10 protein-coding genes and 1 tRNA gene are annotated in these 13,039 nt (G+C 31.2%); 4 read left to right on the top strand and 7 right to left on the bottom strand.

What is annotated here, in order from left to right:
- Positions 1-41: 41 nt before the first annotated feature.
- From ACHRVL_RS19600 to ACHRVL_RS19590, 3 genes are all read right to left on the bottom strand, one after another.
- Entirely contained in the window at positions 42-596 is a 555-nt protein-coding gene (locus ACHRVL_RS19600; protein ID WP_395415033.1) for a hypothetical protein, read from the bottom strand.
- A 484-nt stretch (positions 597-1,080) separates the two neighbouring features.
- Positions 1,081-1,632 (bottom strand): GNAT family N-acetyltransferase, encoded by a 552-nt coding sequence (locus ACHRVL_RS19595; protein ID WP_395415032.1) that lies wholly within the window; start codon positions 1,630-1,632, stop codon positions 1,081-1,083.
- A 390-nt stretch (positions 1,633-2,022) separates the two neighbouring features.
- The gene (locus ACHRVL_RS19590) at positions 2,023-4,035 is read right to left on the bottom strand and encodes a M13 family metallopeptidase (protein WP_395415031.1); all 2,013 of its coding nucleotides are present in this window, start codon (positions 4,033-4,035) and stop codon (positions 2,023-2,025) included.
- 411 nt (positions 4,036-4,446) lie between these two features.
- Here ACHRVL_RS19590 and ACHRVL_RS19585 point away from each other — a divergent pair, with 411 nt between their 5' ends.
- Complete coding sequence (locus ACHRVL_RS19585) at positions 4,447-6,000, top strand: S41 family peptidase (protein WP_395415030.1); 1,554 nt, start codon at positions 4,447-4,449, stop codon at positions 5,998-6,000.
- Positions 6,001-6,159: 159 nt separating this feature from the next.
- Here ACHRVL_RS19585 and ACHRVL_RS19580 read toward each other — a convergent pair whose 3' ends face one another.
- Together ACHRVL_RS19580 and ACHRVL_RS19575 are read right to left on the bottom strand one after the other, a co-directional pair.
- The gene (locus tag ACHRVL_RS19580; RefSeq protein ID WP_395415029.1) at positions 6,160-6,867 is read right to left on the bottom strand and encodes a DUF6090 family protein; all 708 of its coding nucleotides are present in this window, start codon (positions 6,865-6,867) and stop codon (positions 6,160-6,162) included.
- Positions 6,868-7,331: 464 nt separating this feature from the next.
- A complete protein-coding gene (locus ACHRVL_RS19575) occupies positions 7,332-8,669 on the bottom strand; it encodes a serine hydrolase (protein ID WP_395415028.1) in 1,338 nt (445 codons plus the stop codon).
- Between the two features lie 308 nt (positions 8,670-8,977).
- On the opposite strand from ACHRVL_RS19575, the gene ACHRVL_RS19570 reads away from it, so the two are divergent.
- The 3 genes from ACHRVL_RS19570 (at position 8,978) to ACHRVL_RS19560 (ending at position 11,246) form a co-directional block, all read left to right on the top strand.
- On the top strand, positions 8,978-10,132 hold the full coding sequence (locus ACHRVL_RS19570; protein WP_395415027.1) for a helix-turn-helix domain-containing protein: 1,155 nt from the start codon (positions 8,978-8,980) through the stop codon (positions 10,130-10,132).
- 88 nt (positions 10,133-10,220) lie between these two features.
- Positions 10,221-10,775, top strand: coding sequence for a porin family protein (locus ACHRVL_RS19565; RefSeq protein ID WP_395415026.1), 555 nt, complete (start codon positions 10,221-10,223; stop codon positions 10,773-10,775).
- A gap of 399 nt (positions 10,776-11,174) precedes the next feature.
- Positions 11,175-11,246: transfer RNA gene (locus ACHRVL_RS19560), tRNA-Glu, on the top strand.
- A gap of 57 nt (positions 11,247-11,303) precedes the next feature.
- Here ACHRVL_RS19560 and ACHRVL_RS19555 read toward each other — a convergent pair.
- Together ACHRVL_RS19555 and ACHRVL_RS19550 are read right to left on the bottom strand one after the other, a co-directional pair.
- Positions 11,304-11,993, bottom strand: coding sequence for a LytR/AlgR family response regulator transcription factor (locus ACHRVL_RS19555; RefSeq protein WP_395415025.1), 690 nt, complete (start codon positions 11,991-11,993; stop codon positions 11,304-11,306).
- Positions 11,990-13,012, bottom strand: coding sequence for a sensor histidine kinase (locus ACHRVL_RS19550; RefSeq protein WP_395415024.1), 1,023 nt, complete (start codon positions 13,010-13,012; stop codon positions 11,990-11,992). The genes ACHRVL_RS19555 and ACHRVL_RS19550 overlap by 4 nt, the downstream gene beginning before the upstream one ends.
- Between the last annotated feature and the right edge of the window lie 27 nt (positions 13,013-13,039).

The raw sequence follows: 13,039 nt of genomic DNA, 5'->3' as shown, positions 1-13,039 counted from the left end.
GACACTATTTTTGTTCAAAGATCTTGTAAAAAATACTGCTTTTAGTTTTCAGCAATAGTATAAGTAACTGTTACCGAAGGCGTAGAAGCAAACAAACCTGTGTAATTATTAGCTTGTAATGAATAAGTCAGATTGTGTCCATTTGAAGCACCATCTCCAGTATATGAAGCTCCAATTGCTGATACAATTTGCTGGTCAGCAGCAGTAAGAGTAATTGCACTGCCGGCAATAGTTCCCAGTGTTCCTCCTCCATTAGATCCAGTAGCTGTAGCTGCCTGAACTCTTACATCTAATCCGGGTACAACTGCATCCATTTTGACAGATACTTTAGCCGTTTTTGCACTTGTTGTTGGAATATAAGAATAATTGAGCCACAAACTAGCATTATTAGCAGGAGCTACAATAGGTAGACCTGCCTCTACGGGAGCGGTAAAAGCCATGGTAATATTTTTTGACAACGCTGGTTCAATATCCACAATAGCGACTGTGGGAATTGTAATTCCTACTGTGTGAAAATCTGTTCTAGTGTCTTGAGCATGGGCTTTGCCAAAAACAACCATAAAAAATACAACCGATAAAATGTTAAATTTTTTCATACGAAATGTTTTATATTTTATATAAATTTATAAAAATTTTAAACATATCCCAATAAAATCTTACAGTTTTAGTACATATTTTTACTTAACCACCTTCAACACCCAATTTTATGTGTAATAACTACAATAATTATTAACAATACCATTACTACATATTTAAAAAAACATCATTGCTCCTTTTACAAAATCTGTTAACTGAATCTATACCGATTATAATTCATAAAAAAATATTTTGCTGTATCTATTTTAATAGAAAAGATTAAGCTGACAATAGTATAAATCATTGCTAAAAGCAAAAAATATCATTACTTTATTTTGTAAGATCCAGAAAAAAGTTTACGCCCCGAAAATAACAGATTTGCTCATCTTGTTCTAAAATAAGTTTATACAAAAGCGTAAAAATCTGGAAAGATAATTCAGCTCTAATTTGAACTTAATATCTAATAAAAAATGCTTCAATGAGATGCTTTTTCTACTTGATTTCTTACTCAGGTTTTATTAAATTATCTCTTACTTTAGCATAAATATCAAGACTTATAAATTTGTCATTTTTAATTTCACAGTCTTTCATAGTTCCTTCGTATTGAAAGTCAAGTTTAGCCATTGCAGTTTTACAATTCTTATTTTCTGACTCAACAAATCCTTCAATTCTGTTAAGTTCTAAATTCTCAAACCCATAATTACAAATTAAGGGCATTGCTTCTTTCATAATTCCATGTCCCCAAAAATTTGGAATTAACCAAAAACCGATTTCTGCTTTTTTATGTTCTTTACTTAAATTATTTAATCCACCCGCTCCGTAGAATATTTTGTTATCAGCCGAGCAAATAGCAAACCAAATTCCGGTTTCATTTTTTTCAAGGTCAGCAAAAAAAGCCATTTGCTCTTTAGTCGCTTCCAATATTTGAAAACTCACTCCATAATACTTAATAACTTCTGGATGTGAAAGTCCTTTGAAAACATTTTCAAGATCACTATCTGCAAATTGTCGCAGTAAAAGTCTTTCGGTTTTTATAGTTGGAAATTCTTTCTTCATGATTTTTTTGTATGTTTCTGATCATCAGTTTTCGTCTGCAAGGACTGACCGTTAACTTAGTTTATATGTATGACAAAACCATTCATAGTCATCTAAATTTGGGTTGATATATATGCTAAAATTTACATATTATTTACTTTCAAATATATAATTTTTTCAATACAAACTATCTAAAGGACTTTAAGTTTGATTGCTATTTATCGACACTTATATGACTGGTTATGAAAACAAAAAAAGAGAAAAAAAATTAAGATGCACATTCTAAAACAGTGTAATAATCAAAGATAATTGGGTTAGATATAAATACTTCCTACTACTAATAAAAAGGCTTCAGATTTCTCTGAAGCCTTTCTTGTTTTTAAATCAAGCCATGTCAGCGTGAACAAAACGCTACCAAATCGTTATTCTATCTTTCTCTGGTAAAAACATTTTGTCCCCAGGTTTTACATTAAATGCATTGTAAAAAGGCGTCGTATTCATTAGCGGACCATTAACACGCCAATTTGGCGGCGAATGCGGATTATTGTTGATCCATAAACGCAGGAACTCGTCTTTCATTTTTACTCTCCATATTTTGGCTATCGAAATAAAGAAGCGTTGGTCTGGAGTAAAGCCGTCAATTTTTGTGTTTCCTTTACCTTGTTCGGTCATTTTAAAAGCATCATAAGCAACTGCTATTCCAGCAATATCTGCCGTATTTTCGCCAACTGTCATTGCGCCATTAATATGTAAATCACCTAAAACAGTATAGGTACTGTACAAATTGATAACCTGTTGTATTCTTGACTTAAACTGCGCATAATCCTCTTTTGTCCACCAGTTTTTCAGATTTCCATCCTTGTCATATTGAGCACCTTGATCATCAAAAGTATGCGTAATTTCGTGACCTATAACCATTCCGATACCGCCATAATTAAGTGCATCATCTGCATTATTATCAAAATATGGGGCTTGTAAAATCCCTGCAGGAAAAACAATTTCATTTGCAGTAGGATTATTATATGCCGTAACTGTTGGAGTTGTAGTATACCATTCTGATTTATCGACTGGTTTGCCCAATTTTGCCAATTGAAATTGATATGCCGCTGTAGCAGCCGAAACCATATTTTCAAAGTATGTGTTTCTAGCTATGTGTACATTGCTATAGTCTCTCCATTTATCTGGATATCCAATTTTCTTGGTAATGGCAAATAATTTTTCTTTGGCTTTTTGTTTCGTAATAGGACTCATCCATTCTAATTTGTCAATTCTTTTGCCATACGCTTTTTGTAAATTATTCACGAGAATTAACATGCGTTTTTTAGCATCTTCTGGAAAATATTTCTTTACATACAATTCACCCAGCGCATCGCCTAAGTAATTATCAACAACATTAGCCATTTTTTCTCCGCGTGATTTTTGAACCGCTTGACCAGAAAGCACTTTAGTGTACTCAAATGAGGCATCTACAAAAGGTTTACTTAAATCATCTGCATATCTTTCTATAGCATTTGCTTTCAAGTAAATTTTCCAATTATTAATAGGAATGGTTTTCAAGAGCTTATTTAGAGCGTCATAATAAGCTGGCTGGCTTACATTAATAAAATCGGTTTTAGCGCCTAAATTATTTAAAAAAGCAGTCCAGTCTATGTTCGGATGTCTTTTTACAAGATCTGCCACAGCCGTTTTATTATAATTGGCTTGCACATCTCGAAGTTCAACTTTTGTTTTATGCGAAACAGCAATTTGTTTGTCAATATCGTAAACTAAATCAGCATTCTTTTTAGCCTCTTCGGCACTGCTGCCTGTTTGTTGAAATAATGCAGTAAGGTATTTTTTATATGATTCTTGTATAGCAGCAGTCGATGAATCTGATTTGAAATAATAATCCCTGTCAGGCAAGCCAATCCCAGTTTGATAAAGTTGGGCAATGTTCATGCTGCTGTTTTTATCATCGGGTGACACTCCAAAAGCTATAATAGAAGAATTGCCTGCTTTTTCTTCATTAGCTACAAATTTCATTAACGACGGCAAATCGCTAATAGCTTCAATTTTAGCAAGCAAAGGTTTGATTGGTGTATAACCACGTTTGTCAATGGTTACAGTATCCATACCTGATGCATAAAAATCGCCTACTTTTTGCGCTATACTTCCTGCTGAATTCTCACTTTTAGAAATACTGTCTAATATTCGCTGCAGGCGCATTCGCTGTGGGAAATTCATAAACATATAGGCGCCTACTCCGGCTTGAGATGGTGGTATTGATACAGAATCGTACCATTTGCCATTTACATATTTAAAAAAGTCATTACCAGGTGTCAATGTAGAATCTATTCCTGTGATGGCAACATTTTTTTTCTCCTGATGTTTTGAACACGCTGTAAAAGCTAAGAATGCAATAAAGAGCACTAAGGATTTTTTCATAAGCTTGATGGTTTCTATTAAAATAAACACAAAAACGTTAAAAAAACTATTCTAAAATGGATATGCCTGGCATAGTTAATTTTAGTAGAACAATATACGAATTCAGTTTTTAATTCTAAAGTTTTTTATCAAATCCAAAGTAAAGACAAATTTCGCTGACTCTTACATGAGAACTTTTTACAAATAAAAACTAAACACCTATTAATCAAAATACTACAACCCAACCCTGTTTAATTTCATTGCTTTTCATTAAATCTCTTTGCATCATTTTTCTTTTATTGTAATGCAATTTTATCTTACTTTTATCACAAGAATGCCACTAAAAAAATAAAGTAAAAAATGATTGCCAACAGCGAATAGTAAACTCTAAAAATTAAACCCCTAAACCATAACCTATAGCTAATGTATTACATGAATAACAAAAATCTGATCCCCTTTTTTACACTATTATTTTTCTTTTTCTCTAAAATTCAGGCACAAGGATTTGATAAGAATACGAAGGATAGTTTAATGATCTACAATAAAATGCTTTCAGAAAAACAGATGCATGAGGATCTTAAACTACTTCTTGCCATAAATGAAAAAGCAAATTCGGGCTTATACCAATACCGTTCAAAAAAACAAATAGACAGCATTTACAATGCAGCTATTAAAAGCATTAAAAAACCCATGAGCGTTACCGAGTTTTACAAAATAATGCTCCATCTAGCAGATTATGAAGGAAGTGTACATAATTATACTATCCCTGATCTTGATTTAATAAATTTTTTAAATCGGCAGAAATCATTTTTCCCTTATCCACTTATTTATATTAACGGACAAATTATTTTCGATGGTCAATCAACAGACATACCTTCTGGTTCGAGGATAAGAAGCATAAATGGAGTAAATGACGCACAATTGATGCGCTCTTTTTCTAAATATTATACGGCGGATGGTCATAATATTACAGAAAAGTTATCGGCAAGCGTAAACAAATCGTTTGGAATAAACTATCTGCTGGAATATGGTCTTTGTAATGAATTCATTATAGAATACAATGCGCCAAAATCTGAATCTCTTGAAAAAAAGGTGCTTTCTGCAGTAACACTGAAGCAAAGAGAAACAAACGTTAAAAATAGATTTAGTGCTCCTGTTACTGATTTGATAGATTACAAAAAGCGGGCTCCTTACAGCTTTAGCATGCTTAATCCCGCTGCAGGTTTATTAAACCTAAGATGGTTTGGCATGGCATACGGATCTGACGATCCTAAGTTTCAAACGTATGTTCAATTTTTGGACAGCGTTTTTACAAAACTGGACAAAAACAAAGTTGCTAATCTGATTATTGATGTTAGAAATAATCCAGGCGGAAGTGATCCTAACTTTGAACAACCTGTAATGTATCTTACGGATAAACCATTCAAAGAAAATGTAAAAGCGACCATAATCTTTGATCCCAACTTTTTGCCTTTCGAGAAATATTTCTGGGGCGTTTCAACATCAGAACGCATGGATAGTATTACCAAAAAAATGGGAAAAGAATACTTAAAAGATGTGTATCCGGTTTTCAAAAACAATGTAAGTGTGCAAAACCAAAAATACAATCCCGTTTATTATCCAAAATCACCAAGATTTAAAGGTAAAATTTATCTTTTGATTAATGAAAATGTTGCATCAGCAGCTTCACATTTTGCTTCTCTGGTAAAAGCATATGTTGAAAATGTTACCATAGTTGGTGTGGAAACCGTAGGCGGCTACTATCGTCACAACGGGCATTCGCCACTGGTCTATGAGCTTCCCAATTCAAAGATAAAAACACAATTTTCAATTGTAAATCTGGTTCAGGATGCCCCAAAAAAGGCTGATCAACCAGAAGGTCATGGCATTATGCCTGATCATGAAGTATGGCCTTCTCTAGATGATTTTTTTCAACATAAGGATACGCAAATGGAATTTACGCTTAAACTTATAGAAATGAAATAATTTGTTTTTTATACTTTAAAAAACAACAAAAAAGCTTCAGATAAATCTGAAGCTTTTTTGTTTATATATTGCCTGACTCAGATTACGGATATGAAGTCAGAGACATCTTCACTGCTTTTCATAAAGAACTTTTCTATGAGAGGCGGTTGTTTGTGTATTTTATTTATTCAGCTCTTTTTCAATTTCTCTAATAAGTTCAATTGTTAGTGGTTTTGTATTTTTGTCATAAACTCTTATGTTATTATTACCTAGTTTGACAAGAAACTCAAGTGTCTTTTTAAATTTTGGGTCTGCATACATCTCTTGTTCTGATTTATCTGCATTTTCTATCATTTTATCAAAACACTTAAACAGAAAATCATTATAATATTTATCGACTTCGTTGATTGCCGGTACATATATTTGGTAATAATTTAAGATTTTCTGTTTTAATTTTTCGTCTTCAATATACCCAATTTTACCACTAGACTTAAAGCCTTCAAAATTACCAATATTCATTTTTGGTCCATGTGAATAAATTGGGAACTCAACTTTATTTTTAGACTTATAAATACTGTCAAGTTGGTGAGGCGTTAATGCTAAAATTTTTTCATAATCCATGTTTGATTTTTTGTATGCTTCCTTTTCAATGTCGATGCTTTTTACATCATTTTGCAAATCATTCTTTAAATTTTCAAGAAATACCTTTACTTCTTCTTGTTGATGTTTGTGTTCGCTCCAACTGTGCAGCGATATTGAAAGTGTTACAGCAAAAACAATTATAAATATTTCTATAAGAATTTCTTTCACTTTATCTCCCAATGTGTGCTCTTTACTTTTTGCAGCTTTGTAAATTCTTTGAGTGTGTTTTTGTACTTCTTCTTGCATAATTTTTGGTTAAAATATTCTCTGATTAATTTGTTTCTGTGTTTGTTTTATAAAATGGCACAACTTATTATACTTTTAGAAAATCATACTTAGCCATCCAAATTTGGGTTAATATTGTGATATAAATATCTCACAATATTAATGCTCAAATATATAATTTTTCAATTATAAATTATCATATGGACTTTTATTTTACTGCTGTTTTTAATGCATAAAATGAATCTGGACATGGAAACAAAAAAAGGGTTTCACTCTATTCTTCAACCAAATCATCACAATGTTTAAAATTAAGATGCTCATTCTGCAATACTATAACGATCTTCAATAATTTGACCGGCTAATTAACTGTTTCTACTACTAAAAAAGCTTCAGATTTCTCTGAAGCTTTTTTACTTTAGTTCGCTTACACTTTTAAATAACTTTATATTCATCAACGAGACACTCGCATCAGCAAAAGATTAGTATTAATTGGCAAGTGCGCCATTTCTTTTTACAGTTTCTTTCACTCCTCCTTTTGTTAGAAATATTGAATTGTAAGCACCTGATTTATCAAGTATAAATTCTATCGTCCTATCGTTATTATCTGCTCTAAAAAATTTCGTTTTTGACTCAGGCAAAAGCTCCATTTCGGAACTGTTATAAAATAGTTTTTCTCCAATTTTGATTATTTCGATTTCTCCATACTTGCCTGCGTATTTATCATACTGACTACTATCTGCTTTCGTTTGATGATGTTTATAAGGAAGTTCAACCTCCATCTGTAATGCAATTGCTGAAAGACCATAAGCTATGATCTGTGAAGATGATTCGTTGTTTGAAAGTACTGTTACAAAAATTTTATCCTCTGTAAATCGATTAAAAGAAGTCATTGTGCCAAAAAAGCCTCCATCATGCTCAATTAACTGATGTCCATGATTATAAAATGGATTAATCATAAATCCATATCCAAAACCTTCATCACTATAGGAAGTAAACATAAGCTTTTTCATTTCAGCAGTTAATATCGTTGTTTCATAAAGTATATTGTCCCATAATGCCAAATCTTCAATAGTAGAATAAATACCGTCATGTCCAACATTAAATCCCCAATTAATATAAGGATTCTGAACAAATCCCGTTTCGGTTCTATAATAAACTCTTGCTTTTTTTGAAATTATCGAATCATTATTACTTACTCCAGTATTTTTCATTCCTGCTTTGTCAAATATATTTTTCTTCAAAAAAGCCGCGTATTTTTCACCTGATGTTTTTTCAATAATCTTTCCCAATAAATAATAGCCAATATTACTATAAGCACTTTGGGTTCCAGGCGAAAACTCATAGGGTATTTTTTTTATTTCTTCGTACGCAACATCACTAGAAACAGTAGTTAATGCCAATTCTTTAAAACCTAACGCTAGTCCTGAAGAGTGACATAATAACATATGAATAGTAACACTATCTGCTTTTGGGTAATCTGGAAAAAATTTACTTAACTTATCAGTAAGTGACAATTTCCCTTCTTGGACTAATAAGAGAATAGCAGCTGCCGTAAATTGCTTTGTAACAGATGCCAACTGAAATTTAGTATCAATTGTGTTTTTAATATTCCATTCGTAGTCTGCCAAACCATATGCTTTTTTTAATAAAACAGAACCGTTTTTTGTGACTATGACTGTGCCGCTAAAATTATTTACGTCAACCTGTGCCTGCATATATTTTGCCAGATTAACCGCTTCCTTTTTTTGTCCAAAAACTAGTGTTGACAAAAGAATGAATATCAAACTTGGCAGTAATTTATTGATTAGATATTTTTTTTTCATATTATTTTTTTTCAGCTTGAGATTATTTTATTCTGTTTGCTCTCTAGTAATTCTATTTTATTGATACAAATATAATTGATATATCAATTATATTTGTATATTTTACTTAATTATTTTAAAAAAAGTTTCTTTTAGATCAGATTTCTAATTTAGATTTTAGTTAATCATTTCTTAATCCCTTCAGAAAATCATTTGCATTAACCTAAATTCGTTCTGTAATTTAGTATGAAATAAGCTATGTTTTAAAAAACAACTAAATACCATTATTCCCCAAAACAAATCTTAAAAATAACTTTTACTTTAGAAAATTGATTTATACCACAATTTTAAATATTGCGATTTTTCAAGGAGTAATCTTGGGCATCATTATTCTAAAATCTTCCTTATTCAATAGTAATTCAAACAAATATTTAGCCTACTTGCTATTTACACTTTCCATCGTTTTACTAAACTATGTTTTTGAACTTGAAAATGTGTTTAAATCCTATCCCTTAATACGCTTTACAGACGCTGTCGATTGGATATTTCTATTACCAGTTTTCACTTTTCAGTTTATTATAAACCGCATTGATGATCCAGTAAAAAACAAACAAAAAACGTATTTGTATTACATTCCATTTGTCTTTAACAGTATTCTTAATGTTGCAGTTTGTCTTGACATTATAGCAGGAATTTATAAAATTCCCGAGGCATACATACCTGTAATCAATATACTCAGGATTATTCAACTTTTAATGGCCGTTATCATTGTACTGTTTCTGCCCCTTTATTCTTATTTTATGATAAGGCATTTAAAAGAGCCTCACGAGAAAAAATGGGTCATTACCATATTAACCTTCATGCATTTGCTGCTGGTTACATGGCTGACTACCTATTTGGCTGGTTATTATTTTCAATTAGATATTTCCGCTGCCATGAGTTGGCTGGCTATATGCGCTACATTTATAATTCACTGGACAGCTTATGCAGGTATTTACAAATACAAACTTGCCAAGAACAAAGATGCTATCTATCATTTTCTAAACAACGATCTAGCTGTTTCGTCTGCCGGCTTACAAATTATAGAAAGCAGCCTGACAGAAGAAAACAATGCCTCGGAAGAATACCGAGAATCTATCACAGCAGATAATCTTTATTTTCAAAAACTAGAACTTCTTTGCAAAGAGCAGCACATTTATACTGACAGCACATTAAACAGAGAAAAAGTTGCTGAACAACTTGGCATAAGCGCAGGTTATGTTTCACTAATTATAAATACGATTACTGGAGACAATTTTGCCAATTATATAAACAACTATCGGGTTGAAGCTGTCAAGGAAATGATTTCAAATTCTGACTATGAAAACTACAATTTACTGGCAATGGGATTAGAATCTGGGTTTACTTCAAAAACCACTTTTTATAAGGCGTTTAAAAAAGTAACCGGCCAAACACCTAATGAATACAAAAACACAATTAAATAAGTACCGATTTGTACAGTTTTAAGTTTTTGAAACCTTTTCTACTTTAAAAAAAATGAATTTTGGAGTCAAATAATTCAAATCACTTTTTATGAAAAAACTATTATTACTAGCTGTTCTTACAGTTTTAGGTTTTGCAAATGTTAATGCCCAAGAAATTAAATTTGGCGCAAAAGGAGGTTTAAACTTCGCAACTGTCAGCGGAGATAACACCAAAGGCATTGATTATGTAACAGCATTTAATTTAGGTGTTTTATCAGAAATTCCTATTTCAGAAAAATTTTCTTTTCAGCCTGAATTAATGTATTCTGGTCAAGGATACAGTTTCAATGAAAATACAATTGCCTTAAGCTATTTAAACCTTCCTTTAATGGGAAAATATTATGTAACTAAAGGATTTAGTGTTGAAGCCGGACCGCAAATAGGCTTTTTGCTTGCTGCTAAAAATGAAAAGATAAACGTAAAAGATTCGTTTAATACTTTTGATTTTGGCGTTAATTTTGGCTTAGGTTATAAACTTGAAAACGGACTTAATTTTGGCGTAAGATATAATCTAGGATTAACTGACATTAATAATGTAGATAATTCTTCTATCAAAAATAAAAACGGAGTATTTCAAGTATCTGTTGGTTATTTCTTTTTCTAAAGCGTAATAATTTCAACACTTATGTAGTCCTGAATAATCAATACAGATTATTCAGGACTACTATAATTACAAGTCTTTTTCTCAAAAGGAGATATTAACACCTAATTTTTAGTCGATTTTTTCAAAAACGAGATAAAAAATCCGCAAGAATATTCTTTAAAACAAAACATTTTTAAATTTTATTGAAATTTTTTATTCAAATAAAAATCTTCTTTCCCTTATTTTTCAGGATAAAATAACCTTCTATTAACCAAATAAATACACTTCAACTAACTTTCTACGTTTATCAATTTTCATCTAAAAACGCGTTATTTCAAGCCTAATTTTAAAAAGTTTTTTTCAGAATCTTTTTGTGTATTACAAAAATAGTTGCATTTTTGCACCCGCAATAGCAAAACAGGTCCGTTCGTCTATCGGTTAGGACGCCAGGTTTTCATCCTGGTAAGGGGGGTTCGATTCCCCCACGGACTACAAAAAAAGCTTCAGAGAAATCTGAAGCTTTTTTGCTTTTAGGTACTTACACTACTTTTAATTTAACCAATCGGAAACTAATTTTCGATAAGTTTCACCAATTGGAAGCTGTTCTCCGCTAATCAACTGGATTTGGTTTCCATCAATAATTTTTATCTTGTTCTTTGGAATAATATACGAACGATGAATGCGTACAAATTGGTTTACAGGCAGTTTTTCGAGAATATCTTTCATATTTTCGAGAACCATAATTTTTTCGCCTTTTGTGTGTATTCGGATATAATCTTTTAATCCTTCAATGTAAAGAATATTATCTGTCGCAATTTTATAATGCTTCCTTTCGGCTTTAACAAGCAAAAAATCCTCAGTATCTTGGTTCTGAAAAGTTTCCTGCCAACGAATGAATTTCTCAACACTTTGATAAAACCTATTGAACACTATAGGTTTCAGTAAATAATCAATTACATGAAACTGAAAAACATCTAAAGCATAATCTGTATAAGCAGTTGTAACAATAAAGTTATGCTTTTGATTAAACATCTGCATTAGTTCGATACCGGTAAGCTGCGGCATTTGAATATCAATAAAAACCAAATCGACCGTTTCATTATTCAATATTTCTATTGCTTTAAAAACATCCGAATCAGCATACAAAACATTCAATCTAGGAACTTTTGATGCATAATCAGCCATAAGTTTTACCGCAAATGGCTCATCGTCTAATATAATACAATTTATTTTTTTCATTTTAAATCTATTTCAAGTTCAACTGTAAACTGATTATTTTGATTCACTAATTTTAATTGATGTTTTTGAGGATAATGAAATTCTAATCGCTTCTTTAAATTATCCAACCCAATTCCGCCAAGCTTATCTTTCTTTTGTATTGCGATACTATTTACGACCTTAAAATTGAGCTTTTTGTCTTTCAGGTTCAAATTAATTACAATCGGATTTTCGTTCGAAGTTAATCCATGTTTTAAAGCATTCTCAATTAATGGAGATAAAACATAGGGCGGAATTTCTTCTGAAACCTCTGCGGTTTCAATTCGAAAATCGATATAAGCATTTTCCTGATGCCTTAATTGTTCAAGCTCGATGTAGGCTTTTATATAATCGATTTCATCTTGCAATCTAATTTTTTCTTTTTGAGATTCATAAGTCGTAAAACGCATAATTTGACTTAATTTTTCAATCGCCTCCAAAGATTTATCCGATTGAAAATAGACCATCGAGTAAATATTATTTAGTGTATTAAAAACAAAATGCGGGTTAATCTGCGCTCTTAGAAATTTGATTTCAGTATTTTTATTTTCTTCCAAAATAATCTGATTGTACTCTAAAAGACGAATAAAATAAATCACAAACCAAAGCAGTGAACTTAAAATAACTGCCATACTGCAATAATTCAAATTATCCAGCATATAACTTAAAAATTCAGGATTTGTATAGTTTATTCTATCAAATAAAACTGCCGTTATAACTTGTTCTATCAGCCATCTTAATAAAGTGAAAAACAAATAGGAAACTAATACGCCTGCGAAAAACATTTTCCATTGAAAGGCTTTAAAAACTCTTTTCATTACAATTAAATAATGAAAGTAAAAGGTAAAGACAAAAACAATAATGTAGGTCGTAAAAAACAAATCTGGAACAAAAACATTTGTTTGTATTGGATTTTTTGCAAATGTAGAATACGCCATCAAAAGCCAATATATAACATGAATGATAATCTCTGCCTTTAGTGATAATGTTTCTTTACGCATATTGTTAGTATTTTTTTTCAAAGATAT

Origin of the sequence: Flavobacterium sp. FlaQc-28, from assembly GCF_044007415.1 — a bacterium.
Lineage (GTDB): Bacteria > Bacteroidota > Bacteroidia > Flavobacteriales > Flavobacteriaceae > Flavobacterium.
This window is presented reverse-complemented; position numbering and strand designations above follow the sequence as displayed.

What these genes read in the sequence shown, in the direction of transcription:
- ACHRVL_RS19575 (WP_395415028.1), bottom strand. Translation starts at nt 8,669, where the DNA reads ATGAAAAAAAAATATCTAATCAATAAATTACTGCCAAGTTTGATATTC.
- ACHRVL_RS19600 (WP_395415033.1), bottom strand. Translation starts at nt 596, where the DNA reads ATGAAAAAATTTAACATTTTATCGGTTGTATTTTTTATGGTTGTTTTT.
- ACHRVL_RS19565 (WP_395415026.1), top strand. Translation starts at nt 10,221, where the DNA reads ATGAAAAAACTATTATTACTAGCTGTTCTTACAGTTTTAGGTTTTGCA.
- ACHRVL_RS19580 (WP_395415029.1), bottom strand. Translation starts at nt 6,867, where the DNA reads ATGCAAGAAGAAGTACAAAAACACACTCAAAGAATTTACAAAGCTGCA.
- ACHRVL_RS19555 (WP_395415025.1), bottom strand. Translation starts at nt 11,993, where the DNA reads ATGAAAAAAATAAATTGTATTATATTAGACGATGAGCCATTTGCGGTA.
- ACHRVL_RS19550 (WP_395415024.1), bottom strand. Translation starts at nt 13,012, where the DNA reads ATGCGTAAAGAAACATTATCACTAAAGGCAGAGATTATCATTCATGTT.
- ACHRVL_RS19595 (WP_395415032.1), bottom strand. Translation starts at nt 1,632, where the DNA reads ATGAAGAAAGAATTTCCAACTATAAAAACCGAAAGACTTTTACTGCGA.
- ACHRVL_RS19585 (WP_395415030.1), top strand. Translation starts at nt 4,447, where the DNA reads ATGAATAACAAAAATCTGATCCCCTTTTTTACACTATTATTTTTCTTT.
- ACHRVL_RS19590 (WP_395415031.1), bottom strand. Translation starts at nt 4,035, where the DNA reads ATGAAAAAATCCTTAGTGCTCTTTATTGCATTCTTAGCTTTTACAGCG.